The organism is Salinibacter sp. 10B (assembly GCF_002954405.1).
Classification (GTDB): domain Bacteria; phylum Bacteroidota; class Rhodothermia; order Rhodothermales; family Salinibacteraceae; genus Salinibacter.
The window spans coordinates 2514604-2541106 of the sequence record NZ_MQWC01000004.1; the positions used below are offsets into that span (position 1 = coordinate 2514604).

19 protein-coding genes are annotated in these 26503 nt (G+C 62.3%); 10 read left to right on the forward strand and 9 right to left on the reverse strand.

What is annotated here, in order from left to right:
- Positions 1 to 120: 120 nt before the first annotated feature.
- Positions 121 to 1650, forward strand: coding sequence for an amidophosphoribosyltransferase (gene purF, locus BSZ35_RS10385; RefSeq protein WP_105012369.1), 1530 nt, complete (start codon positions 121 to 123; stop codon positions 1648 to 1650).
- A 249-nt stretch (positions 1651 to 1899) separates the two neighbouring features.
- Positions 1900 to 4326 (forward strand): TonB-dependent receptor, encoded by a 2427-nt coding sequence (locus BSZ35_RS10390; protein WP_105012370.1) that lies wholly within the window; start codon positions 1900 to 1902, stop codon positions 4324 to 4326.
- Between the two features lie 106 nt (positions 4327 to 4432).
- Here the strand turns inward: BSZ35_RS10390 and BSZ35_RS10395 are convergent, their stop codons facing one another.
- Positions 4433 to 5398, reverse strand: a complete 966-nt coding sequence (locus tag BSZ35_RS10395; RefSeq protein ID WP_105012371.1) for a J domain-containing protein — start codon at positions 5396 to 5398, stop codon at positions 4433 to 4435.
- A gap of 437 nt (positions 5399 to 5835) precedes the next feature.
- Between BSZ35_RS10395 and BSZ35_RS10400 the strand changes: the two genes are divergently transcribed.
- The 3 genes from BSZ35_RS10400 to BSZ35_RS10415 all read left to right on the forward strand — a co-directional run bounded on the left by BSZ35_RS10400 (position 5836) and on the right by BSZ35_RS10415 (position 10652).
- Positions 5836 to 7071, forward strand: coding sequence for a DUF5687 family protein (locus BSZ35_RS10400; RefSeq protein ID WP_219846686.1), 1236 nt, complete (start codon positions 5836 to 5838; stop codon positions 7069 to 7071).
- A gap of 345 nt (positions 7072 to 7416) precedes the next feature.
- Positions 7417 to 8946, forward strand: a complete 1530-nt coding sequence (gene accC, locus BSZ35_RS10410; protein ID WP_105013811.1) for an acetyl-CoA carboxylase biotin carboxylase subunit — start codon at positions 7417 to 7419, stop codon at positions 8944 to 8946.
- A gap of 401 nt (positions 8947 to 9347) precedes the next feature.
- On the forward strand, positions 9348 to 10652 hold the full coding sequence (locus tag BSZ35_RS10415) for a glutamate-5-semialdehyde dehydrogenase (protein ID WP_105012374.1): 1305 nt from the start codon (positions 9348 to 9350) through the stop codon (positions 10650 to 10652).
- A gap of 231 nt (positions 10653 to 10883) precedes the next feature.
- Here the strand turns inward: BSZ35_RS10415 and BSZ35_RS10420 are convergent, their stop codons facing one another.
- Together BSZ35_RS10420 and BSZ35_RS10425 are read right to left on the reverse strand one after the other, a co-directional pair.
- Entirely contained in the window at positions 10884 to 11465 is a 582-nt protein-coding gene (locus tag BSZ35_RS10420; protein WP_105012375.1) for a carboxymuconolactone decarboxylase family protein, read from the reverse strand.
- Between the two features lie 191 nt (positions 11466 to 11656).
- Complete coding sequence (locus tag BSZ35_RS10425; protein WP_105012376.1) at positions 11657 to 12232, reverse strand: carboxymuconolactone decarboxylase family protein; 576 nt, start codon at positions 12230 to 12232, stop codon at positions 11657 to 11659.
- A 302-nt stretch (positions 12233 to 12534) separates the two neighbouring features.
- Here BSZ35_RS10425 and BSZ35_RS10430 point away from each other — a divergent pair, with 302 nt between their 5' ends.
- From BSZ35_RS10430 to lysS, 5 genes are all read left to right on the forward strand, one after another.
- Positions 12535 to 13146, forward strand: a complete 612-nt coding sequence (locus tag BSZ35_RS10430; RefSeq protein ID WP_105013812.1) for a methyltransferase domain-containing protein — start codon at positions 12535 to 12537, stop codon at positions 13144 to 13146.
- Between the two features lie 218 nt (positions 13147 to 13364).
- Entirely contained in the window at positions 13365 to 14402 is a 1038-nt protein-coding gene (gene nuoH / locus BSZ35_RS10435; protein ID WP_105012377.1) for an NADH-quinone oxidoreductase subunit NuoH, read from the forward strand.
- Positions 14403 to 14731: 329 nt separating this feature from the next.
- The gene (locus BSZ35_RS10440; RefSeq protein ID WP_105012378.1) at positions 14732 to 15670 is read left to right on the forward strand and encodes a DUF2520 domain-containing protein; all 939 of its coding nucleotides are present in this window, start codon (positions 14732 to 14734) and stop codon (positions 15668 to 15670) included.
- A gap of 218 nt (positions 15671 to 15888) precedes the next feature.
- Complete coding sequence (locus BSZ35_RS10445) at positions 15889 to 16494, forward strand: hypothetical protein (RefSeq protein WP_105012379.1); 606 nt, start codon at positions 15889 to 15891, stop codon at positions 16492 to 16494.
- A 130-nt stretch (positions 16495 to 16624) separates the two neighbouring features.
- On the forward strand, positions 16625 to 18181 hold the full coding sequence (lysS, locus tag BSZ35_RS10450) for a lysine--tRNA ligase (protein ID WP_105012380.1): 1557 nt from the start codon (positions 16625 to 16627) through the stop codon (positions 18179 to 18181).
- Positions 18182 to 18347: 166 nt separating this feature from the next.
- Here lysS and BSZ35_RS10455 read toward each other — a convergent pair whose 3' ends face one another.
- The 6 genes from BSZ35_RS10455 to BSZ35_RS10480 form a co-directional block, all read right to left on the reverse strand.
- Complete coding sequence (locus BSZ35_RS10455; protein ID WP_105012381.1) at positions 18348 to 19415, reverse strand: hypothetical protein; 1068 nt, start codon at positions 19413 to 19415, stop codon at positions 18348 to 18350.
- 69 nt (positions 19416 to 19484) lie between these two features.
- Positions 19485 to 21656 carry a prolyl oligopeptidase family serine peptidase gene (locus BSZ35_RS10460; RefSeq protein ID WP_105012382.1) on the reverse strand — a complete coding sequence of 724 codons (2172 nt, stop codon included), beginning with the start codon at positions 21654 to 21656 and terminating at the stop codon, positions 19485 to 19487.
- Positions 21657 to 22225: 569 nt separating this feature from the next.
- A complete protein-coding gene (locus BSZ35_RS10465) occupies positions 22226 to 22783 on the reverse strand; it encodes a hypothetical protein (RefSeq protein WP_105012383.1) in 558 nt (185 codons plus the stop codon).
- Positions 22784 to 23033: 250 nt separating this feature from the next.
- The gene (ychF, locus tag BSZ35_RS10470) at positions 23034 to 24128 is read right to left on the reverse strand and encodes a redox-regulated ATPase YchF (RefSeq protein WP_105012384.1); all 1095 of its coding nucleotides are present in this window, start codon (positions 24126 to 24128) and stop codon (positions 23034 to 23036) included.
- 280 nt (positions 24129 to 24408) lie between these two features.
- Positions 24409 to 25512 (reverse strand): redox-regulated ATPase YchF, encoded by a 1104-nt coding sequence (gene ychF / locus BSZ35_RS10475; RefSeq protein WP_105012385.1) that lies wholly within the window; start codon positions 25510 to 25512, stop codon positions 24409 to 24411.
- 205 nt (positions 25513 to 25717) lie between these two features.
- A complete protein-coding gene (locus BSZ35_RS10480; RefSeq protein ID WP_105012386.1) occupies positions 25718 to 26377 on the reverse strand; it encodes a metallophosphoesterase family protein in 660 nt (219 codons plus the stop codon).
- Positions 26378 to 26503: the final 126 nt, after the last annotated feature.

Here is a 26503-nt window from a genome sequence, read left to right on the forward strand (position 1 = left end):
TTCGGTGGAAATTAGAGGACGAACGTGTGCAGAGGGCGTCCCGTCCCAACCATCGTGATTGAGTACTAGCGTCCCGCCTCGCCCCCGTTCCACGAACTGCGGTTTCCGCTGCCGCCGCCCATGAGCGACGCCGTCCAAGACCACTGTGGCATCTTCGGCATTTTCAATCACCCTGAGGCCGCCCGGCATACGTACTACGGGCTCCATGCCCTGCAGCACCGGGGACAGGAGTCGGCGGGCATCGCCACTTCCACCTTCGACGAGAAGCAGCAGGAGCCGGTTATGCCGGTCCACAAGGACTTTGGCCTTGTGCTCGACGTCTTCGACGACCCAGACCTCTTCGAAAAGCAGTTGCTGGGAGACGCAAGCATTGGCCATAATCGATACTCCACGAGTGGCTCTTCGGCCAACCGGGCCAATATTCAGCCCCTCGTCGTCCACCACCGGAAAGGCAACCTCGCCCTCTCGCACAACGGCAACCTGTCCAACGCCCGCGAGCTTCGGAAAAGCTTTAGCGAGCGCGGCACCCTCTTCCAGACCACCAGCGACAGCGAGCTGATTCTGCACCTCACGGCCCAGAGCCGACGGCAGAATCACCTCGATCAGATCATCGACGCGCTGATGCAGATCGAGGGCGCCTACTCGCTGCTCCTGCTCACGGACGACCACATGATCGCCGTCCGCGACCCGAACGGCTTCCGTCCGCTGGCCCTGGGCCGCATGGACACGCCCGATACCCACGAGGGCTCCGCCTACTGCGTCGCCAGCGAGACGTGCGCCTTCGACATGATCGACGCGGAGTACGTGCGCGACATCGAGCCGGGCGAGGTGCTGGTCATCGACCGCGAGGGCTGTGCCAACGAGGGCGACTTTGAGAGCCACGAGATCCCGACCAAGTTCGGCGTCAGCCAGTGCGTCTTCGAGTACGTCTACTTCTCACGGCCGGACTCGCAGATCTTCGGCGAAATGGTGGACAAGGTCCGCCGACAACTCGGCATTCAGCTCGCCCAGGAGGCCCCGATTCCCGAAGAAGCCAACGACGACGAAAAGACGCCGATCGTGGTGCCGGTGCCGGACTCTGCCAACACCTCCACGCTCGGCTTTGCGGAAGAATGCCAGGAGATGGGCCGCCGCTGTCGGTTCGACCTCGGCCTCATCCGCAATCACTACGTGGGGCGCACGTTTATCGCTCCGGGCCAGGACCGCCGCGAGATGAAGGTCCGATGTAAGTTCAACACCGTGCAGGGCCTGCTGGAGGACCGCACCGTCGTCGTGCTCGACGACAGTATCGTGCGGGGCACCACCGCGCGCTACCTCGTCGACATGCTGCGCGACTCCGGGGCCAAGAGCGTCCACTTCCGCGTCACGTCTCCCCCGGTCATCAGCCCCTGCTTCTACGGCATGGACTTCCCGGACGCCGAGGAGCTGCTGGCCAACCGGTTCGACAGCATCGAGGACATGCGGGACTACCTCGGCGTCGATTCGCTGGCGTACCTCTCCGTCGAGGGCCTCATGAAGGCCGTAAACCGCGCCAACGACAACCACCTCGGCTACTGCAATGCCTGCTTCACCGGTGACTATCCGGTCCCTGTCAACAAGGACATGACGAAAGAGGAGTTCGACTGGCAAGCCCCCGCGCCGCGAGCGTAGTGAGCAAGTAGTTTCAGACTGCGCCGCGAGCGTAGCGATCAAGTGATTTCAGATCGCTCCGCCCAAGGCCTTCGTCCGTTGCCTGTGAGCTGCCCACTCTGTCCGAGAGTGATCGGCCTGCCACACTCGCAATCAAGGATGATGAAATTGAAGACAGAGAGGTGTATTTGGTAACATTGGGCGAACCCTCGCTCGTTGTACTGTGCTAGAAGAAGTCGCATACTTCTCCTCACAGTCGACGGCGTTGTTATGGACTTCATTTCGAGAGCACGTCTGCTCGCCCTTCTCCTCGTCTCCCTCGCCCTCTTTTCCGCCCCCTCAGCTTGGGCCCAGCAGACGGGTCGCCTCACGGGTCAAGTCGTAAGTGAGGAGTCGGGCGAACCGCTCGTGGGAGCCACCGTCGCGCTCTGGACCGAGACGGCAGAGGACTCGACGCTGGTAACGGGCACGGCCACCGGCTCGGACGGTGGGTTCGTTCTGGAGGCCGATCCCGGCCCCCGATACGTGCTCCGGATCAGCTACGTCGGCTTTGCCAACCGCCGCTTTCCCAACACGCGCCCGACGACGGGAGAAGGGACGGACCTCGGGACCATTCGCCTCGCCTCCGAAACGACGCAGGCCGGAGAGGTTGAAGTCATGGCCGACCGGCCCGCGGCCCGAATGGAAACGGACCGAAACGTCTACAACACGTCCGACCAGACGCTGAGCGCTGGCGGGTCGGCCCGGTCGGTACTGGAGGACCTCCCCTCGGTGCGGATCGACATGGACGGAAGCATCAGCTTTCGAGGGAGTGAGAGCGTCTCCCTCCACATCAACGGAGAACCCGCGTCTCTGCAGGGACAGAGCCTGGTAAGCTACCTGGAAAGTCTCTCGGCCGATGCGGTGGAGCGGGTAGAGATCATCCCGAATCCCTCGGCAAAATACGACCCGACGGGCATGGCCGGAATTATCAATGTCGTGCTCAAACACGACCTGGCCGCTGGCTGGAACGGCGGCATGACGCTCGGCACCGAACGGGACGCCAACGCACGGTGGGGCGGCAACGCTTCGGGAAATGTGGGCTACCAGTCCGGGGGCTGGCGGGCGATGGCAACCTATTCCCACCGCCGCGACAGTGAGGAGGATTCCGATGCTCGCTTTCTCGAACAGCTCAACGCCGACTCCCCCAACCGGCTTACGGAGCAGTCCGGTCAGGAGGAAGAGCAAGACCGCTCCCACTCCCTTAACACGCAGGTGGAGTACTCTTTCTCAGAGAACACCTCGTTCGACCTGGAGACGACCTTCAGCTATCGCGGAGATGAGGAAACGGGCACAACAGAATACTGGGAATACCGTAGCTCGACCACACCGGAGAACCGGCAGGACCGCTACGCCCGCGTGACCGAGTCCGAAAATCTCGACCGCAGCATTGACGGACGCCTCGGGGTTGACCATGAGTTTGGGCAGGGACATACCCTGAGTGCCCAGCTCCGCTACGACCGCGAATTCGAAACCGAGGATGGCCTCTACAAGGTATTCGGCTACGAAAATGGCACCCGCCGCCCCGCTCCCCGCACCCAGGAACTGGAGACGCTCAATGAAGACGAGCAGGACGGCTCCCTGAAGCTCGACTACGAACGGTCTCTCGGGGACTTTGCCCTGGAAACGGGGTACAAGGGCACGCTTCGCCGCCTCGACAACGACCAAACCTTCGAAGGAACCGAGACGACCTTTACGTTCGACGAGCAAATCCATGCGGCCTACGCAACCGTAAACCGCGGCTTCGGGGACGTGAGCCTGGAGGCAGGCCTGCGCGCCGAAACTGTGGGGACCGCCTTCGACCTCAGCGGCACGGGAACCACCAAAAGCTCGTACGTGAGCCTGTATCCGAGTGCCTTCCTCACCTACAAGCCCAGCCCCCGACGCCAGGCGCGCCTCTCCTACAGCAAACGTGTGGATCGGCCCAACCTCTGGCACATTAGCCCCCTAGAGGACAACGAAGACCCCACGTTTCGGCGCGAGGGCAACCCCGGACTCGACCCGGAATACATCCACTCTTTTGAGCTGAGCATGACGCAGCGATGGGGAATTGGCTCAGTCACCCTCACGCCGTACGTACGCCACACGGTAAATGAGATCGAGCGCGTCCCCCGACAGGAAACCAACGAGAATGGAGAGACCGTGATTGTCCTCCGGGCCGAAAATCTCTCCTCAAGCACCGCCTACGGCACCGAGGTGGTCGGGACCTATAGCATCGGGGAGTGGCTCCAGGGACGGCTGAATGGGAGCGTCTACCGGTCCGTGACCGACGGATCGAACCTGACGACTGACCGTAGCCAGGACGCTCTCCTTTACTCGGGACGTGCCAACCTACGGATCAAACTGCGGGACGGCCTGCAGTTGCAGATGAGCCAGTTTTACCGTCCGGCCCGCGAGATTCCGCCCCAGGGCCGAATGGACGCTTTTTCCAGCACGGAAATGGGCCTCCGGCAACAGCTCTTCGGGGGCAACGGAAGCCTCACCCTGCGGGTCGACGACCTCTTCGACCAGACGCAGATGAACATCTGGTACCGGGACGAGGACGTCTTCCAGGACTCCAATTTTCAGTGGGGGCGCCGGGAAGTGTCGCTGGCCTTCCAGTACACGTTTGGCTCCGGATCGCAGGACGGCGGCCGGGATCGGCGACGGCGACGGTAAGCCGTCAAGGCACGAAGTACAGACTTGCTATAAATGATGGCAGACCACAGACAACCGACCGCCTCAAGAGCCATCTCCGTCGGTCCGCCGTCTGCCCAGCCGCAGCCTAAAGTAGACCTGCGTCCTCAGCAGCCTCGCGAAGCGTCTCACGCTGCTCATCGCTCAGGTCGGACGGCACGTCCACGTCCACCTCGACGTAGAGGTCGCCCTGCCCGTCCTCGGTCTTCACGCCCTGGCCGCGCAGGCGCAGCTTCTCGCCCGGCTGGGTGCCCGCCGGAATCGTGAGCTTGATGCGCTGGCCGTAGGGCGTGGGGATGCGTCGTTCCGTGCCGAGTAGGGCCTCGAACACGCCGATTTCCTCCGTGAGGTGGATGTCGTCGCCCTTGCGTCGGAAGCGTGGGTGCTCGCCCACTTCAAAGGTCACGTAGAGGTCGCCGCGCTCTCCCGTCGGCCCGGCCTGTCCCCGCCCCTTCAGCCGAATCTTGTAGCCGTTGCGCACGCCCTGGGGAATGGTGAGTCGGATGGACTCGCCGGTGGGCAGCTCCACTTCCCGACGTCCCCCTTCCAGGGCCTCCCGAAACGACAACCGCAGCTTCGTCTCAATGTCCTGACCGCCGCGCCGCTGCCGTTGGCGTTGCTGTCCGCGCTGCTGACGGAAGGGATCTTGTCCGCGCGTGGCCCCGCCTCCGCCACGTCCCCCAAAGAAGCTCTCAAAGATGTCGCCAAGGCCGCCCCGCCCGCCGAAGACCTCGTCGAAGCCGCCCTGCTCGAAGTGCACATTGGGACCGCCGCCGCGCTGCCCCCCGAATCCACGACCGCCCCCATTCGGGCCACCAAAGCCCCCGCCCCCGCCGAAGCGACGTTGGGCATCGTACTGCTGACGCTTCTCCTCGTCGGAGAGGATCGAATACGCCTTCTGTACTTTCTTGAACTTCTCCTCGGCGTTCGGATCGTCCGGGTTGCGGTCCGGGTGGTGCTTGCGCGCGAGCTCCCGATACGCCTTCTTGATTTCCTTCTTGCTCGCGTCTTCGTCGACGCCGAGAATGTCGTATAGGTCTTTCGTTTGCGGCATAGGAGTACAACGCTATGAGAGCGCAGTCCAGCGCAAAATGGTGAGGTACGCGTCCCTGTCAAAAGTGACAGGACGACGCTCCGGGCCCGCCGCGTCCCGCCAAAATGTAGCCGCGGAGACGCCGGAACGTCCCGCAAATCCGGGACACTGGGCATTCTTTTCTTTTCACACATTCCATGCCACCCCACACATCAGACGAAATGGCGGACGTCCTCGTGTCATCGCGTCTGACTTGTGTCATTTCCGGAGACGTTCTGAACCTTCAGTCTCCCTGACCGTCCGTCAGTTTGACGAGAGTGCACAAATCCAACCGTGCCTCATTCAGCGCTCCGAACAGGTAATCCCCCGAAATGTCTCCGTTCTGGATCCTACTCCGGCACCGCTGGTGACGCCTACGGCGAAGTTTATACCGTCATGTAGACCTATTCAACGTTCTTCTGGTCCTGTTCCTGGGTCTGCTCCCCCTGTATGGCCTCGGGGTCGGGAGTTACGTGGTGACGGACCTGCTCCAACAGCGGTACCCAGATGCCGACCCGACGGCGCTCGTCAACGGCAGTATGCTGTATCTGGTCCTGGGGTTGGTCCTCGTCCGCCTCCTGTTCCGGTTCCTGCGTACGGAGCGGCTGGATTCGTATTTGCCCCTTCCGATCTCAACAAACAGGCTGCTGCGCGCGCAATTTCTTCTGTCCCTGGTCTCCCCCCATACGCTCCTAGCCCTCGTCATCGTGGGCCCGCTCTGGAGTGCGGAGATGGGTGGAGCGACATCAACCGTGGGCGCTCTCGCTTGGCTCGCGTCCGCCCTGTTGCTGAACGTCGTAGGCCCGGCGTTGAGCACGCAGGGGCTGAGTGTGCTCCTGGACTGTCGTCCGTGGACGGGAAGTGTGAGTCTACTTCTCGGGGTCTTAGCAATTGGGCTGGACGCGGCAACAGGACTCGGCCTGGTGCATGCAGCCTCCCAGTTCATATTCGGCACACCGGTTCCCGGACTGGCCTGCACACTCGTCGGGGTCGGTGGGGCGACCGTCGCGCTACTCCGGGCGATGCGCATACGGCTGGACACCGACCAGCAAACGCACCGGGCAAGCACTCGATCCGGTGGACGCGGTGCCTTCTACCGATGTATCGAAGACACACTGCCGGCAGGCCAACTCGTTGCGCTGGAGCTTCGACAGATGATTCGCACGCGGCTGCTCCGACGCTTCCTTCCTGGATTGCTGCCGATCTTATTGATTGGATACGGAAATTATTTCATCGCCGCGGTTCCGGGAGGGTCGTTGTCTCCTCTAGGAGAGGCCAGAAGTGCGTTTTGGATCGTTGGCGTCGTCGCGGGAATAATGATCTACGGGGGATATTCCTACGGGGTGCTCTCCGATTACGCCGATGGACTGTTCGCCCGTCCTCACGCCCTCGCTATGATCGTGAAGAGCCGGATGATCATGCTCGGGCTGTGGGCGCTCTTCGGATTGCTCCTCACGATCCCCTTGTGGCCGTGGGTGCCGCGGGCCCAAGTTGTTTCCGCACTGGCCTTCGTCGTCTTTCTGATTGGCACGTTCATCCCCGGACTGGTCTTTTTTGGCCGCGAACGCGAACCCCGGTCGACTCCTCCACTGCAGAGGGCATTTCTGCGTCTCCGGCCGCGATGGAGATCGGCCTCAAAATGGGCCTGCCGGTAGGCTTGATCCTCGCAGTCGGAATCGTCGTTGGGGGACTCTTTTCCGCCTGGCTCACGGTGTCCGTCTTGTTCGCGAGCATCGGTCTTATCGGCGTGCTAAGCCTCCCGTGGATGGTCCCGAGTTTCGTCCGCCAGTTGGACCGCCACCGGCGCGAAATGTTGGAGGGGTTCTGGAAAAACGACCCCGTTTGACGTTCAGGCGCTGGGCCTCCAGGATGTACCGACGCCGGTCATCCGCCTCTTCCCTCTTCGCCCTATTGCGTAAGAGGATCAGGCCCCTCCAGTACTCGTTCCGCAGCCCCCTTCGATTCACAATTCTTCCTCTCCCAAGTCATAGATGAACGGAATGTCAGCTTACCCGGACTCGACCCGCCCCCTCCAGACGGTCCTCGTGGCCAACCGCGGCGAAATTGCCGTGCGCGTCCTGCGCACCTGTCACGAACAGGGCCTCCGCACGGTGGCCGTTTACAGCACGCCGGACCGCTCGGCCCCCCACGTGCGTCTGGCGGACGAGGCGTACCACATCGGTCCGGCGCCCGCCGCCGAGTCGTACCTCGACCAGGAGGCGATCCTGAAGGTGGCCGATCGCAGCGGGGCCGACGCCATTCATCCCGGCTACGGCTTCCTCTCAGAAAACGCCGATTTTGCGGAGGCCTGTGCCGACGCTAGCGTCCACTTTGTGGGCCCGCCCCCGGAGGCCATTCGCGCGATGGGCGATAAGACCGCCGCCCGGCAACTCATGGAGGAGGCGGGGGTCCCGATGGCCCCCGGCACGACCGACGCGGTGGCGACCACGGAGGACGGAGAGGAAATCGCCAAAGAGATCGGCTATCCGGTGCTCATCAAAGCGGCGGCCGGCGGGGGCGGAAAGGGCATGCGCATCGTGCACGAGCCTGAGAATTTCGCAGGGGCGATGGATCGGGCGCAAGGCGAGGCCGAGTCCTCGTTCGGCGACGACCGCGTCTTTATCGAGAAGTACATCGAGGAGCCCCGTCACATTGAGTTTCAGATTCTGGCGGACCACCACGGGAATACGATCCACCTCTTCGAGCGGGAGTGCTCCATCCAACGGCGGCATCAGAAGGTGATCGAAGAGGCGCCGTCGTCGGTCCTCACGCCGGAGGTCCGTCGCGAAATGGGCGAGGCGGCAGTGGCGGCCGCGGAGTCCTGCGGCTACCGGAACGCCGGGACGGTCGAGTTTCTGGTGGACAAGGACTTGAACTACTACTTCATGGAGATGAATACCCGGCTGCAGGTGGAGCACCCGGTCACGGAGTGGGTGACGGGCGTGGACTTGGTCGCCGAGCAACTGCGCGTGGCGCAGGGCGAAGAATTGGGATACACGACGGACGATTTGTCGATCGACGGGCACGCCGTGGAGAGCCGCATCTATGCTGAGGACCCCGCTTCGAATTTTTTGCCGGACCCCGGCCCGCTGAAGCGGCACGCGGCGCCGTCCGGCTTCGGCGTGCGGGTGGACGCGGGGGTGGAGGAGGGGGGCGAGGTGCTCATCCACTACGACCCGATGATCTCGAAACTCACCACGTGGGGCGTGGACAGAGAGGACGCCATCGACCGCATGATCCGGGCGCTGGACGAGTACGAGGTGGCGGGCATGGCCACCACGATTCCGTTCTGCCGATTCGCCATGCAGCACGAGGGATTCCGCCAGGGAGATTTCACCACTCATTTCGTGGATGAGGAATTCGATCCGGATGCCCTTCACCTCGACAACCCGGACCGCGACGAGCTGGCGGCCCTCGCTGCTACGCTCTACTACCGCCGAACGCAGGAGGAAGATGCCCCTACGATTGCCTCGACGGACAATGGAACGAAAGAGATCAGTCCGTGGCGCCAGCGGCGGCGCAGATCATAAGACTTTCGGAATCCGTTCGTCGGACCGACCCACGCCCCCCCTTTCACGCCCCACAAGAGAGCCCGGCTGCACAAGAGATCGTATGTGGATGGAGTGTGGATAAGTCTCCAGAGCGGCCTTCTGCCGAGCTAACCCGCCCCAATAACAGAACCAAACCCGGGGAGTGCGTCGTCGTGTCCCTCCCCATTTCTGCAAACTGGATCTCCGTTATTCCTTCTGGTGCTCGATCAGGCTCAGCCGGTTGTGGATAAGTTTGGGATTGCCCTCTGGCTGTTGCTGGAGGCCCATCCGGACCCGTGTTCGTCCCGCCTGCCGCCGCTTGAAGTTCCATGGAGCAACCGAGGCTGTATTAGGTTATAGCTCGCCCGTGATTACACACGAATGTACGTTCTCCACTCCTCATGCCTGAGACTGCCCCGCAGACCACCACTCCCGAATCACGTGACGCCGTGTCCGTCGAATCGCTGGCGGCCGAGTGTGCAACCGCCGCACGGGAGCTCAGCACCCTCTCGACCGACGCGAAGAACCGCGTCCTCCGCCGCATGGCTGACGAGTTGGAAGCGTCGACCGACGCGATCTTGTCCGCCAACGAGACCGACATGGAGAATGGGCGTGAGGAGGGCCTGTCCGAGGCGCTCCTCGACCGGCTGCTCCTCACCCCCGAACGCATCGAGAAGATGGCCAACGCCCTGCGCGACGTGGCGTCCTTCTCCGACCCGGTGGGCGAGATGAGCGGCACCCGGAAGCGACCCAGCGGCATCGAGGTGGGCAAGATGCGCGTGCCGCTCGGCGTCATCGGCATGATCTACGAGGCGCGTCCCAACGTGACGGCCGACGCCGCGGGCCTCTGCTTTAAAGCCGGAAATGCGGTGCTGCTGCGCGGCGGGTCGAATGCGTTCAATTCGAACCAGGCCGTCGCTGCGGCGCTGCATCGCGCCCTGGAGGCCGAAGACGTGAACCCGGCCGCCGTGACGCTCATCCCCACCACCGACCGCGAAGCGGTGCAGGAGATGTTGACGCTCAACGAGCACATCGACCTCATCATCCCCCGTGGGGGGGAGGGACTCATCCGGTTCGTGGACGAGACGAGCCGCATCCCCGTCATCAAGCACTACAAGGGGGTCTGCCACCTCTACGTGGACGACGATGCCGATCTGGAGATTGCGGAGGACCTACTGCTGGACGGCAAGGTCTCGCGCCCGAGTGTCTGCAACGCGCTCGAGACTATGCTCGTGCACGAGGACGTGGCGGAGGATTTTCTGCCCCGCGCCCAGCAGCTTCTGGACAAATCCAACGTGGAACTCCGCGGCGACGAACGTACCCGTGAGATTCTGGACGGCGTGTCTGAGGTGACGGAGGACGATTACGCGGCGGAATACCTCGACCTGACGCTGGCGGTGCGCGTGGTGGACAGCGACGACACGGCGATGAACCACATCACCGAGTACGGCTCCAACCACACCGAGGTCATCGTGACCGACACGCTGCCCACGGCTCGGCGCTTCGTGCGCTCGATCGATGCCTCGGTCGTGCTGGTGAACGCGTCCTCGCGCTTCTCGGACGGGGGCGAGCTGGGCCTCGGCGCCGAGATCGGCATTTCCACCACCAAGCTGCACGCCTACGGCCCGATGGGGCTCGACGCGCTCACGACGGAGAAGTTTGTGGTGTATGGGGAGGGGGAAACGCGACACGACGTTGAAAAATAACCCCAGCTGACTGGATATGTCGTCCAAAGGGTTCTGCTGACGTCCTCGTCGGAAAGTTGAAGGTTGGAAGGGCGACGGTTTTGAGTTCTGCGCTACATGCCTCTCATCGTGGGTGAGGGGACCTCTTCCTCAACCTTCCAACCTTCGACTTTCCCCTGCCCCGAAAACACCTTCTCACCCGAGGGATGGACGCTCTGGCAAGAGAAAAGCCACATCGTCTGGGGGTGAATCCTACCAGTCCATCTTGCCGAGCACCGGCCACATCTCTTGAATGTCATCATTCTCCGTGACGAGATCGTCGACCTCCGTCTGGGCGATGTGATTGACGTAGTTGCTAAAGATCTTGAGGCCGATGAGGGTATTGATCTCGTAGAGCTCGGTCTTGCCGATGCCTTCCCACTGTAGATTGGAGAGGTCGTCCTCATCCAGCCAGCCCCGCTTGTCGAGGAGGAGGCGGGTCGCTTTGACGAGGGTCCGCAAACGATCGTCCTCGGGAAGCCCCCCCCGGTGGATGGTCTCGATGGTCTCCTGGTCGAGCCCGGCCTGCCGCCCCAAAAAGGCATGGGTGCGGGTGCAATAGTGGCAGTCGTTGTACCGGGAGATGGTAAGGATAACCGCCTCCCGTTCGTGATCCGGCAACTCGCCCTGCTCTACCAAGTCCATCGTGGCGATGTAGGCGCGGGCCGCCGCGGGACTGTGCTCATTCAGCACCTTGATCTGGTTCGGCACGAAGCCGCCGTAGAAGTCCTTCGCCATGTCGCGCACCTCCTCCACGGCATCGGTAGAGGGGGCACTGGTCGATTGATCGGGCATCGGTTCAGACGATGTGTTATCTGTCGATCTTTGAATGAGGTGACCTTCGTCTCCTTGGTATTCTGCGACCGCAGACGGCTGCTTGCCGACTGCTGTTTGTATGATTCCCAAGCCTGCCCTCAGAGCGTTCTTCTGCAGGAGAGGGCCTCGGTTGCGGCCTCTCTTCTCCGCGCTTCCACGCGCCTACGCATTCAGCCCATAAACAGGCGCTGCCGTTCGATCGTGTCCGGCTCATCCGGAACGTGGTCGAGTGCATCCTCAACATTTTCCAGAGGGGGGTCCACGTCCGGATCCGCGATGTGACTGGTGAAGCTCGTGAACGTCTTCAGCCCAATGAAGGCAAAAATCTCATACAGCTCTCCGCGCCCCACCCCCCGCTCCTGAAAGTCGCGGAGCGTGTCGGCATCCAACCAGCCCCGTTCCTCACACGACGTGAGGGTGGCCTCCACGAGGGCCTGGATCCGATCGTCCGACACCGTCTCTCCCGCCAGCAATTGCTCGATCACCTTCGGTGAGAGCCCCGCATCGAGTGCCATGCGCGCATGCACGACGGCATCGTACCGACTATCGTGGTAGCGCGCCATCGTGAGAAGGACGACCTGCTGGTCGACCGGCCGCAGGTTGCCGTCCATGAGGGCCGCATCGGCGGCCACGTAGACCGCTCCCGGGGCCCCGGTGTACTGATTCGTTTCCTCGAAAAGATTTGGCACGGTCCCGTACGCCTTGGTCGCCGTCTGTTCGACGTCTTGGGTGAGGTCGGACGACATGGAAGAGAGGAGAGTCGGGAGCGAAATAGCGAATGTGGAACGCTCATGGTACCTGCCCGGCGCCCGTTCGTGCCCACTACCGTGGGGCTCGTTGAGAGATTTGGACACGACGGGCGTCCAAATGGAGGAAATGGCTCCCCATCGGTCCACTAGACGCAGCTGTACAGGTGCTACTACACCCAATCGTTTTCACTTTAGGGCATTACTCTATGCTGTTCAATGATACCAATGCCCACCAAACCGATAGGGCAGTCCTTTGTAGGATGTATGATCACCGGTGCTGCATTTTTTCCTTTGTCCTCATGATACAACGGACTATCCTTCTTTTGGCCTGGGGCTTTCTGCTCGCCGCCGTCGGTCCGCTGTCCGGCTGCGCTCAAGAACAAGAGCGCGCGTCTCCCTCCGCGAAACCAACGACGACGGATTCGTCCCTTACCAAGGACGTAGCCTACGTGAAAACGCCCCAGCGGGTCGTGGAGCGGATGCTCGAAATGGCAGACGTCTCGGAAACCGACGTGGTGTATGACCTGGGGAGTGGGGACGGGCGCTTTGTGATTACCGCCGCACAGCAGTATGGGGCCCGGGGCGTGGGCATTGAAATCGATCCGGAGCTGATCCGAACGGCCCGGGCAAAGGCCCGTCTGGCCGGCGTGTCCGACCGGGTCACGTTTCGGCAAGGAAACCTCTTCGACGCCGATCTGCACAACGCGTCGGTCGTCACGCTGTACTTGCAAGCCGACCTTAACCTCCGCCTCCGTCCCAAACTCCTTCTTCAGCTCGACCCGGGCGACCGTGTGGTTTCGCACGATTTCGGGATGGGGGCCTGGTCGCCGGACCGGACCGAGACCTTGGCCGGAAGCACGATCTACCTTTGGACCATCTCCGACCGGATCCCCGATTCCCTCGCCCACTAGCCTCCGTCCGTCTCTATCCTGCTCGGCGAGGCGTTCGGCCCCTTTCCCATACCGGGTGAATCCTCGCCAAAAACGGCCTACGGCATGTGTCCGTCTGGGGGCCGCTTCGTACTGCCGGTTGCGCCCGTGACCTGAGAGGACTACGTTTGGATGTTGCGTGGCTCCTATTGCCGCATCCACGCCTTTTTCGACGACCCGCCTTCATCCATCGTGGAGACATGGATCTATCGCTGTTCCTGACTGCCGCCTTCGCCTTTCTCGTCATCAACGGGATGCTGCTCTCAGCCTCCCTGCTGGTGTACGCAGAGCGGCGCGTCTCGGCCTTTATGCAAAATCGCCCCGGCCCGAACCGCGTGGGCCCTGTGGGCATCCTCCAGCCGTTTGCCGACGTGCTCAAGTTCGTGCTGAAGGAGGACGTGCAGCCGGCGCAGTCGAACAAATTCATCCACGCCATGGCGCCGGTGCTCATGGTGGTCATCGCAATGACGACGGCGGCGCTCATTCCCTTTGCCGAGGGCGTAGTGGTGGCCGACATCAGCGTGGGGGTCGTGATGCTGCTGGCTCTCACGTCCATCAGCGTCTACGGCGTGACGCTCGCCGGCTGGAGCTCCAACAGTAAGTTTCCACTCCTGGGCGGCCTTCGCTCGGCGGCGCAGATGGTAAGCTACGAGTTGTCGATGGGCCTGGCGGTCATCTCCGTCGCGCTCATCGCGGGCTCGCTCAACTTTATGACCATCGTCGAAGATCAGGCCTCCGGACAGGCCCTGTTGGGATGGAATATGATCCGCAACCCAATTGGCGGTCTGATCTTCATCGTCACGGCCTTCGCCGAAACGAACCGCGCCCCCTTCGACCTGCCGGAGGCGGAGGAGGAACTGGTGGGCGGGTTCCACACCGAGTACAGTGGGATGAAATTCGGCATGTTCTTCCTGGCTGAGTACGTGAACTGGTTCATCGCCTCCTTCTTCATCGTCACCCTCTTCTTTGGCGGCTACCTCATTCCCTTCCAGCCGCTACTGCTGGACATTGCCCCGGCCCTGGACGGCACAGCCCTTTTTGCGGTGCTTCAGTTCCTCAGTCTCATGCTGAAGGTCTGCTTCTTCGTCTTCCTCTTCATCTGGGTGCGATGGACGTTCCCCCGTTTCAAGTACAACCAGCTCATGGACGTGGGGTGGCGCTACCTGCTGCCGATTGCCCTGGCAAACGCGATCCTCATTGCCGTGGGCGTCATTCTCTTCGATTCGATTGGGCTGTAGGCTCCCGTTTTTTGCGGGTCGGATTGGGCAATGGCGGCTCCCTGCCCGCTTCTTGCAGTCCTGCCCTGTAGCGTGTGGGAGTGGGGGAGGTGGCGCGGGTCTGCTTCTTTCGGTCGCTTGGCGTAGCTCCGCGCGGACGTGCTTTTCGGATGGGAGGGAAGAGGATCGAGGAGTGAGGATTGACGCTCAGCGGGACGGACCTGTGAGTGCTCTCTTCGCCCGCGCTCTCTACGCCCGTACCCTCTTTCTCCTTTGGGATAGACGTTCCCCCCGACAACACCTATCATGTCCGGCCCGTCCCCTCGTAGGACCACTGCTCTCGCACTGTTATGCCGGACGAAATCTCCCCTACCCGTACGTCGCCCGTCGCCATCGTAGGGGCCGGTGCAGTGGGCACGGCGCTCGCCCGGCGGCTCGTGACGCAAGGGCATCCGGTACAGGCCGTGCTCAGCCGAACTGCGGACTCCGCCCAGGCGCTGGCCGAGCGGGTGGAGGCCCCAGTTGATTCCGATGATGTTTCGGCCCTGCCGAGCGACGTGCGGCTCGTGCTCCTCTGCGTCCCCGACGACGCGATTGCCTCCGTGGCCGAGCGGCTTGCAACGGTCGATCATCCGTGGGCGGACACCATCGTGGGCCACACCTCCGGGGCACACACCGCCGAGATCCTGTCGCCGCTGGCGGACCGGGGAGCGGCGACGCTCAGCTTTCACCCGCTCCAAACCTTCGCGCCCACAACGCCGCCCGAAGCCTTTGAGAACATTCTCGTAGGGGTGGAGGGCAAGGCGTCGGCTGTGGCGGCGGGAACTGCCCTCGCCAAAACCATCGGGGCTCGTCCTGTGGAGCTTACCGCGGAAAGCAAAGCCCTGTACCACTGCGCCGCCGCACTGGCCTCGAACGGACTCGTGGCCCTCATGGCCGTGGTGGAAGAGGTGTTTGCGGCGGCAGACGTGGACGCGCCTGCCGTCGACCTCGTGGCCCCGCTCGTACACCAGACCTGGCAAAACCTGAAAGAGGACTCGCCCGAACGCAGTCTCACCGGTCCCGTGGCCCGGGGCGACCGTGCGACGGTCGAGTCGCACCTGGACGCGCTGAGCGACGCGGCCCCACACCTCGTCCCTCTCTACGCCGCCCTCTCCACAGAAATGACCCGCACCGCCGTCCGCGGGGGACACCTCGACAGTGCCACTGCGGAGGAAGTGCTTCAAATGCTCCAAAAACCCCTACAGTCCTCCTCCAATTCTCCAGATTCAACAGGGGCTTTGCATTGATTCTTTCGAAGAATGGTGTTTTCTTCATGCGACACCCACACAATGCGGAACCCGTACCGGGTTTTGTTCGATATCACGGGCTGTTGTGACGCTGGCGTCCGAATGAGATTGTTGCGCCCTCTGAGCCCGTTTCCCTACGGTTGTAGAGTGCAGATGTCTCAGGAAACAGATTCGGGTGCCGGTGATGCTCACAGACTTCCCCATAGCAGCTTGTTGACATGAATACGCGCCGCAGTGCCTCTCCCGACGCGTCCTCGACTTCGGACGAAACCGCCTATCGGGAGCGCATTGAACGCCGCCCTCTCCTTCTGGAGCAGGAAGGCGACCACTCCCGTTCTTCCGAGGTCACTCAGCCGGACGTGGAGGCCCTTCAGGCACTGATCGAGCGGGTCGGGCAGGAAGGATCGGCCTTTCAATCCGTCGCGGTGGCGGCGGTGCAGATCCTCGAGCGGGCCCTGTCCTACGAACGCGAAGCGGCCGATGCCGCCCTTTCGCTCGGCCAGCAAGAAAAGCTGCAATCAATGGTCAACACGGCCGAGCAGGCCGTCGCCCTCCTCCGAAGCACCCTTACCTCTCAGGGCAGCGGCAAGGTCATCCACCTGTGTGCGCAAGGTGAGCCCCCGACCCCTGCCGACAACCAGCCCTGGTGGTTTGCCCTCACCGATGCTCTGGAAGTGCTGGAAGAGGGCACCGGCCGCATGACCTCGCTCACCACGGCCCAGGCCGAAGGCAGCCCGGCGTGCGAACTGAGCCGCGCCGTGGCCCAACTCCTCCGCGAGCATCACGACGCTCTGCTCCTCGAAGCCGACGAGTGGATCTCGTAGGCCGAGGCCGCATGATTTTTCCCGTTTCCTCAGACGCAGCCCGGCACCCGGGAGGCGTCTTTTTCTTTGGAGGCCCTGGAGGCGCCTTCCTTCGTTCTCACTGTTTCATTTCCCAGACCCTTCTTCCCGAATGCCATCGTCGTCCGCCGATCGGAACGAACAAGAACAACGCCGGCGCGAGGAGCGCACCGCACTCGAAGAGCGGGGCATCGATCCTTATCCCTATGCCTGGGACGTAGATGCCCACGCCGAAGACATCCTCGACACCTTCGACGACGACAAACACCAACCGGAGGATGGGGAGCCGGGCGAGTATGCGGTCTCGATTGCCGGACGCATCACGGGGCTTCGTGTGATGGGCGGCTCGGCCTTCTTTGACCTGCGGGACGAGAGTGGGACGATTCAGGTCTACGTCCGCTCACAGGACCTCGGCGAAGATTTCTACGAGGAGGTCTTCACGGAGCTGTTCGACATCGGCGACATCGTGGGCGTCAAGGGCTTCGTCTTCCGCACCGGAATGGGGGAAGTCACCGTCCGTGCGGCCGACGACTTCCAGCTGCTGGCCAAGTCGCTGCGCCCCCCGCCCCCGGTGAAAGAGGTCACGGAGGATGGGGAGGTCGTGGAAAAGCACTACGAGGTCACCGACAAGGAATTCCGCTATCGGCAGCGGTACGTCGACCTTTTCGTCAATCCCGACACGCGCGATGTCTTCCGCCAACGGGCGGAGCTTATCTCCACGATGCGCGACTTTCTGGATGACCGCGGCTACCTGGAGGCGGAGACTCCGGTCCTACAGCCGGTCTACGGGGGCGCGACGGCCCGCCCCTTCAAGACGCATCACAATGCGCTCGACATGCCGCTCTATCTCCGCATTGCGGACGAGCTGTACCTGAAGCGGCTCCTCGTGGGCGGTCTAGAGGGCGTCTATGAGATTGGCAAGGACTTCCGGAACGAGGGCCTCAGCCGGTTCCACAACCCGGAGTTCACGATGATGGAGTGCTACGTGGCCTACAAGGACTACCGGTGGATGATGGACATGACGGAGGAGCTGCTCCGCACCGTCACTACCGCGCTCCACGACGATCCCGTGATCGAGTTTGAGGGCCACGAAATCGACATGGGGGGCGACTGGACGCGCATTCCGTTCTTCGACGCCATCGAGGAGATGACGGGCTTCAACCTCTACCAGGCCGACACGGAGCGGGTCTACGAGGTGGCCAATGATGAGCTGGGACTGGACGAAGTGGACCCGGACATGGACCTCGGGGCGCTGCTCGACGAGATCTTCAGCGAAACGGTGGAGCCGGAGTGCATCGAGCCGACGTTCATCACCGATTATCCAATTGAGCTCAGTCCCCTTGCCAAGAAGCACCGCGAGAAGGAGGGGCTCGTGGAGCGGTTCGAGCTGGTGGTGGCCGGGCGCGAGATCGCCAATGCCTTCAGCGAGCTCAACGATCCGCAGGACCAGCGCGAGCGCTTCGAGGCACAGGCGCGCCAGCGGGCCGAGGAGGAAGACGTGGACGTGTCCGACCTCATCGACGAGGACTACCTCCGTGCGCTCGAATACGGCATGCCTCCCGCCGCCGGGCTCGGCATCGGCATCGACCGCCTCACGATGCTTCTCACCGGCCAGGAGTCCATCCGCGACGTGATTCTCTTCCCGCTCCTTCGCCCCGAACGAAAGTGAGGAAGCTGGTCTTGGGCCGCGCCCCGAATCAGGCAATCGATGAGTGCGACAATCGGTATGGGATTATGAGGATTCCCCGCCGGACGTGATGGATGCTCCTGCGGTTAATCTCGCAAAGGCCCAGTCCAGCGGCGCGACGGTCAACCCATCTCTCCAAGATCTGGCCTCAGTCGCCCCGGAGGCCCCGATTGACGGACGACCAGTCCCCCTCCAGGGTGGGCGCGCGCATCACTCCGCGGTCGGTGCTTAGGTACCACTGTCCATCAAGGACCTGCACGGCAGCGTGGACGCGGGTGTCCGGTCCCGAGAGGCGAGACCATCCATCGTCGCCCCGAACGAACATCCCGTCCATGCCGAGCCCCAGCACGCGCCCCTTGGCGTCGCGGGTGAAGTCGACCACACGCTCCAATGCCCCCACCGGACGCCACGTCTCTCCTCGATCGTCCGACCGAACGGCTTCCAGTCCGGCCCCGAACCCCACGCCGAAGAGCACGCCGTCCCGCGCAGCAGTAAGCGCGCGAAACGGCACCGGGGGATCGGGCAGGCGCGCCCAAGTGGTGCCCCCATCCTCAGAGCGGTGAACGGTAGGCTCTGAACCGTACGTATCCGTCAGCACAGCGTAGAGCGTGCCGTCAGGGGCCTCGGTGAAGGCTCGCGCCCCGCGGTCCTCACTCCCCAACACACGCGACCAGAGCCCGCCCTGATTGGGGGAGCGGAGGAGTCCACCGTTCGCAAACCCGGCGAAAAGCGCGCTGTCGGTGTGGGCAAGAAGCAAAACGTCCGAGCGTCCCCCGTTGTCGTGTCGTACGTTTTCTTTGAGAGACGACCAGGTGGCGCCGCCGTCGAGCGAGCGGTAGAGGCTGTGATGCGCCGACAGCAGGGTTCCGCGGGGGCCTTCGGTGAGGTGCTTCACCATACTGTGCGCCCGCCCCCGGGCGGCTGCGGCGCCGGTCGTCACAAACTGCCAGACCGAGTCGGCCGGGGCGCGGCGAAAGAGGCCGTGGTCGGTACCGGCCCACAGCACACTGTCGTCCGCGGCCAGGAGAGCGTAGATGCGGTTGTCCGCAGGCGGAGGGGAAGAAGCAGCAGCGGTCGTCGTGGACTCTTCAGGAGCGGATGTCGGGCCGGCCGAAGACTGGAGAGTGTCCGTCTCAGTCGTGCAGCCGGCCCCTATCAGACCGCCCATTAGGAAAACAAAAAACGAGGACACAAAGAAGCGAGACAGAACCGACATGATGCCTGGGCATCTGGGAGATGTTCGATGCCGTCAAGATACGGTTCTGCCAGAAGAAGTGGAAGGCTCCTACTCCGACGAGGGAGTGCCGGAAGACGAGAATGCAGGCACTTCCATCTTCAGGGCGTCCACGAGGAACGCGAAGACGTCGGTCGTCTCCTCGATCTCTTTGCTGGTCGGTGTACCGCCGCCGTGGCCAGTATCCGTTTCTACCCGGAGAAGGATGGGGGCATCGCCCGCCTGCGCGTCCTGCATAGCAGCGGCGAACTTGTAGGAGTGCGAGGGCACGACGCGGTCGTCCGTGTCGGCAGTCGTTATCATTGTGGGCGGATAGGCCGTGCCCGGCTCCACGTTGTGGAGGGGGGAGTACGCGTAGAGGTACTCAAACTGCTCCGGGTCGTCCGAGGAGCCGTACTCCGGCACCCAGGCCCACCCGATCGTAAACTCGTCGTAGCGAAGCATATCGAGCACGCCGCGCTCCACAACCGCCGCGCCGAAGAGGTTGGGCCGCTGCGTGACGGACGCGCCGGTAAGCAAGCCGCCGTTGGACGCCCCCGAAATGGCGAGCTTCGACCGCGAGGTGTAGTTCTCGTCGATCAGGTAGAGGGCCGCAGAGGCGAAGTCGTCGAAGACCTGCTGCTTGTTCTCTAGCTTGCCGGCCTCGTGCCAGGACTGGCCGTAGGCGCCGCCGCCGCGCAAGTTGGGCACGGCGTAGATGCCGCCCATTTCCAGCCAGGCCAGCGTCTTCGGCGAAAAGCTGGGGGTAATCGTGATGTTGAAGCCCCCGTAGCCGTAGAGGCGGGTCGGATGGGTTCCGTTCTGCTCCAGGCCCTTTTTGTGCACCAAGAACATCGGGATCTCCGTTCCGTCGGTGCTCTCGTAGAACACCTGGTTCACAGCATATCGATCGGCCTCGAAGCCCGGTACCTCTGCCTCGTAGATCGTTTCCGAGGTCCCGGTGTCGAGATCGTATTTAAAGACCGTCGTCGGATAGGTAAACGACGTAAAGCCGTAGTAGAAGCTGCTGCGGTCCGGATCGCCACTCACTGAGCCCACGGTGCCGATCGTGGGCAGCTCCACCTGCGTCTGCTGCCGTCCCTCCAGACTGTAGATGGCAAGGCGCCCCTTCACGTCCTTCAGGCGCTGGACGACCAATTTTCCGCCGGCAAGCTCCACGGACTGGAGAACAGCATCGGATTCCGGAATGACGGTCCGCCAGTTTGACTGATCCGGACTCGCAAGGTCGATGGCCACCACGCGGCGATTGGGGGCGTCGAGGTTGGTCTGCACGTAGAGCGTTTGCTCCTCGACCCCAATCACGTCATAGCTGGCGTCGAAGCCCGTTATGAGCGGGCGAATTTCCGCGTCGGCTTCCGTCAGATCCTTCACGTAGAGCTCGGTCTTTTCCGAGGTGCCCTCACTGGCCGAGATGATCAGATAACGGCCGTCGTGGGTCACGTCGGTGCCGAAGCCGAGCTTCGGATTGTCGGGCCGCTGGTACACGAGCCGGTCCTCGGACTGCGGCGTGCCGACCTCGTGGTAGTAGATCTTCTGTGCCTTCGTCTCATCCTCGTACTCCTCGCCCTCCTTCGGCTCAGGATATCGGCCGTAATAAAAGCCTTCTCCGTCGGTCGTCCAGGTCGGATTGCTGAATTTGACCCACCGGAGGGTATCGGCCATCGTCTCCTGCGTGTTCACATTGCGGACGTAAAGGGTTTTCCAATCGGAGCCCCCTTTGCTCTTGCCGTAGGCGACGTAGTTTCCGTTCGGGCCGGGCGCGAAGGCAGACAAAGACACCGTGCCGTCCTCGCTCCACTCGTTGGGGTTGAAAAGAACCCGCGGCTCCTCATCGCTATTGGTGGGCTGAACGTAAACGACGGCGTGGTTCTGGAGACCGGCATTCTTGCTGTGATACCGGTAGCCTCCCTTTTGCTGCGGCACGCCGTACTTCGGATAGTCCCAGAGCGCTCGTAGCCGATTGCCAATCTGCTCTCGCTCCGGAATCTGGCGGAGGTGACGCGTGGTGTACGCGTTCTGCTCTTCAACCCACTGCCGGGTGTCCTCGCTGTCGATTTCTTCCAGCCATCGATACGGCGCGGGCACCCGAGTGCCGTGGTATACGTCGACGCTGTCGACGGTCGTCGTTTTGGGCGGGGATGCCCGGTCCTGGGCCGGCGTTGAAGCAAAGAGACCGGACAGGGAGAGGGTGAGAAGCGTGAGAAGTGCAGTACGAACGTACATGACGAAGGAAACGGACCCGTGAAGAGAAGCGAACTGGGAATTCCTATTGCGCCTCTGCAGAATTGGTCCGACGCCGTGCGGTTTGAGCTGCTCCGCTTGCCGGCCGCCGTTGGCGTTCTACTCATCGGCTCCTGCCCGTGATCGCTAGGCCGAGGGGCGTCCTGTTTTTCATGTCGGAGAAACGCGGGCTCCTGAACTGTACTCAGGCTGCTGAATGCCGGATGCAACACAGCGTGTTCAATTCAGCCCCCACTCTCTCAGATTGACTCATCACTGATATGGGGGCTATTGCATCAGCTTGAAACCACTCCTCCAGACGTGAGAAATGAATTCCATCGTCGCGCCTGGAAATCTCAGATGCTGGGAATCTCAGATTCCCAAGAGCGACGAAGGTGGTTTTCTCCGTCTCATAGAGACATTTTCAATAGCACCACCCGTACGAATTGCAGTCAAGAATAGCGTTGGGGAATCACGTTTGCGCCGATCCACGAATTTCCGCCCCGAATACGACATCTCGCGTCGTTACGAAGTTCAACCCGCACTCCGACTTCCCAATTCCGCGATTGAAGTCACTTAGGGGAGGCTGGAGGGAGTTCGTCCATCTGAGGAGGGTCGGGCCGGTTGAGTCCCACGTAATCAGTCAGGTGCTCCAGCGCATCGAGATAGGGGCGCACGGCAGGCCAGTCGCGACGGGTTGGATCGATGTGTCGCGCCTGCCGGATCGAATCCATGCGGGCCACCTGCGCAAGGGCCTCCTCTCTTTCCTCGGCGGTCATGTGGGGCGACTGTTTGAAGGCACGAATGTCGGCACGCTGTTGGGCACGGTACTCCGCCGAATCGGCCACCATTTCGAGAGCGGTTTCCGCCCGCATGATGCGTTTCTGCAGGGCATCGAAGGCCTCAGGCGCCCAGCCCTCCTTCTTGAGAAACGCAGCCCGGCGCTCGTAAAAGGCCTGAATCAGGGCGTCGTACTGATCGGCATTCGCCTTCATTTTCTCCTGCATCTGATGTGTGTCCACCCGCAAGCGAATGTAGTCGCGCACGTGCTGTCGTTGCAGCGGGCCGTCTACGGCCTCCTGGGCGCTCACGGGGGGAACGACCACTAGGATGGCCGTGAGGGCGATCATGAGAAGGGTTGCCGGGACAAAGAACGGTCGGAAGCACGGCGAACGGGCAGGGAGCATCGTGGGGGGAGGGAAAGTAAGGGAGCGCGGGCTGGTACGGGAAGATCCGAACGGGGAGACCCAACCACAACCACCCGCCCCCATGAACGCCCTTTCCATCCTCGGTCGATACTCTCGGGGACGTGCAACTGACGCCGAATACGTGTCGAGAGACGGCGGCCCAGTCTCTTCCCCCCTACGACACACATGGCTCTCACACGTTGAACCGAAACTCCATCACGTCCCCGTCCTCCACGACGTAGTCTTTACCCTCGGTTCGCAGGAGCCCGGCGTCCCGAGCGGCCTTTTCGGAGCCGGCCTCGTCGAAGTCGGAGAAGTGAATCGTCTCGGCCTTGATGAAGCCCTCCTCGAAGTCCGTGTGCACCTGACCGGCGGCCTGCGGGGCACGGGTGCCCTTCCGGATCGTCCAGGCGTAGGCGCCCTTCTCGTCCGCCGTAAAGAAGGTGATGAGATCCAGCACGTCATATGCGGCGTGGATGAGCCGTTCGAGCCCGGAGCGCTCCAGTCCGAGGTCGTCCAAAAAGAACTGCCGCTCCTCCGGCTCCAGCTCGGCAATCTGCGCCTCCGCCTCCGCCGAAATCACAACGACCTGCGTGTTCTCCTCCTCCGCTCGTGCCCGAAGCGCATCCACGTGCGCATTGCCTTCTGAGATGTCGTCCTCCGCCACATTCGCCACGTAGAGCACCGGCTTGTCGGTGAGGAGGAAGAGCTCGTCCACCAGCGCCTGATTGTCGTTCGATATGTCGAATGAACGCACCCAGTTGCCATTGCTCAGGTGCTCGTGGAGCCGGTGAAACAGAGGCAGGTTCTCCGCCGCCTCTTTGTCACCCTTCTTCGCTGCCGGCTCCAGCTTGTCGATGCGCTTCTCGACCGTCTCCAGATCCTTCAGCAAGAGCTCGGTATTGATCGTCTCCACGTCCCGGACCGGATCGACCGACCCGTCCACGTGCGCGACGCTGTCGTCCTCAAAGCAACGCACGACATGGATGATGGCGTCGACCTCGCGGATGTTGGCCAGAAACTGGTTGCCCAATCCTTCGCCCTCGGACGCGCCCTCCACGAGCCCGGCGATGTCCACAAACTCGATGGTGGTGGGCACCGCCTCAGGCGACCCGGCTAATTCCTTTACCCGCTCCAGCCGGTCGTCGGGGACGGGCACGACGCCGACGTTCGCATCCACCGTACAGAAGGGATAGTTCTCGGCGTCGACGCCGGCGTTGCTCAGGGCGTTAAAGATGGTAGACTTGCCAACATTGGGCAGGCCGACGAGGCCGCATTGGAGAGACATGGCACCCTGGTGAACGCTCGTGAGACGATGACGAAACCTCCCCCTCAACAACTCTTCCCGGACACCCACTTATCGGACAATTTCAGGAAGGCCCCGAAAAATCCTTGTCGAGACCGCTTAACTTTCCCTCGGGATCACTACCCAGAGTCAAAGCTGCCGAAACAGCATCACCTGTTTCCTTACTTTTCTCCGTCGCTCCTGGACATCTCAGGAGTGACGGTTGGAGAGGATTTTTCGGTGCCCACAGCTGTGAAACTGTACACTGTCCGGCTGCTTGCCCTCACACGTTGAACCGAAAAAACATGACGTCGCCGTCGTCGACGACGTAGTCTTTGCCTTCGGCCCGCATCTCTCCCGCTTCCCGCGCCGCCGCTTCGGAGCCAAGCCGATCGTAGTCGGAAAAATCAACCGTTTCCGCCCGAATGAACCCCTTCTCAAAGTCGGAGTGGATCGTGCCGCCGGCCTCCGGGGCGCGCGTGCCTTTTTCGATGGTCCAGGCCCGGGCCTCCGACGGGCCAGCCGTAAAGAAGGTAATCAATCCCAGTTGGTCGTACGCTGCCCGAATCAGGCGTTCAAGTCCGGGTTGCTCCAAACCAAGATCGTCGAGAAAGAGTTGCCGCTCGTCGGGGTCGTCGAACGCTACGATCTGCGACTCCACGTCGGCCGAGATCACAACCGTCTCGGCCTCTTCTTCGTCGGCAACCTCGCGGACCTGCTCCACGTGGTCGTTCCCCTCCGGGAGATCGCTCTCGGCCACGTTGGCGGCATAGAGCACCGGTTTGTCCGTGAGCAGAAACAGCTCGTCGATGAGGGAGCGGTCGACTCCATTCGCGGGAAGCTCGAAGGTACGGGCCCAATGGCCGTCCGACAGGTGATCGTGCAGAGCTTCAAACACCGTCAGCTTCTCCTGAGCCTCCTGGTCTCCACTGTTCGCAGCTTTCTGGTGGGCCTCCACGCGCTTCGCCACCGTCTCCAGATCCTTCAGCAGGAGCTCGGTGTTGATCACGTCGATGTCCCGCGCCGGGTCGACCGAACCGGAGACGTGCCCCACGTTGTCGTCCTCAAAGCAGCGCACGACATGCACGATGAGGTCTACCTCGCGGATGTTGCCGAGAAACTGGTTCCCCAGTCCTTCGCCCTCGGACGCGCCTTCCACAAGCCCCGCGATGTCCACGAACTCGATGGTAGCGGGCGTGGTGTCATCGGCATCCGCCAGCTCGGCGAGGCGGTAGAGGCGGTCGTCCGGGACCGGCACGACGCCCACGTTGGGTTCGATGGTGCAAAAGGGGTAGTTCTCGGAGTCCGCGCCGGCGTCGCTCAACGCGTTGAAGATGGTCGATTTTCCGACGTTGGGCAGGCCGACGAGGCCGCACTGCAGGGACATAAGGGGGGAACGACTTTACTCGAGATCGACGGGCGTAGAGGGGTATCGAACGCCGTGATAAAATCAGGAGGGCGTTGCGCTACCGTATTTCGTATTGCGTACTCCGTTGGGACCCTCAAGAATACGCAGTACGGAATACGCAACCTCTGTGACCCTCTAAGGATCTCATACGAGGAGGATTTTCCCTCGGATTTCGATGAGCGCCTCAGTCCACGTACTCCACGTCAATGAACTCTCGCTCGGGGAGGCGAACGGCGGTGAGGCGGCCCATTCCCGGCTGCATGTGGTAGACGCAGCCCGTGTCGATGAGAATCAGCTTGTCCCGATTGATGGGCTCGGGACGGGGCGTGTGCCCGCAGACGACCGTTTTCTCCCACGCGAACTCGTCGGAGCCGAGGTGCTCCCGTTCCCACATGAACACCTTTTCGTCGTTCTGCTCCAGGTTCTCCTCAATCGTGAGGTGGGGCTTGAGCCCGGCGTGGACAAAGAAGTAGTCCTCCGTCTCGTGGTAGAGCTTCGTCTCCCGAACGAACTCGGCGTGGTGGTCGGGAATTTCGATGTCCGACTCGCCGCTGCCGAGATAGCTCTGTAGAGTCGAGACGCCGCCATTCACTCGCCACAGGTTGAACGCCCCATCGTTGAGATAGCCCAACATCAGGGACTCGTGGTTCCCCCGGAGAAACGTACACTCCACCTCCTCGCGGAGCTCCAAGAGACGATCGATGACGCCCTTCGAATCGGGTCCTCGGTCGATGTAGTCGCCGACGAAGAGAAGATGATCGTCGGACGACGGGTCAATCTTTTCTAGAAGCGCTTCGAACGATTTTGCGCATCCGTGTATGTCACCTATTGCTATGAGGCCCATCGCATTGTGCCCCGCCTTTCGGCGGTGGGGTACCGTCGTGAAGCGAGTATTCGAGGAGAAGGGAATCTCACCCTCCAGATAATGTTGCGAATTTGTGCAGAGAAAGGCAACTCCAGTTCTGAGTCG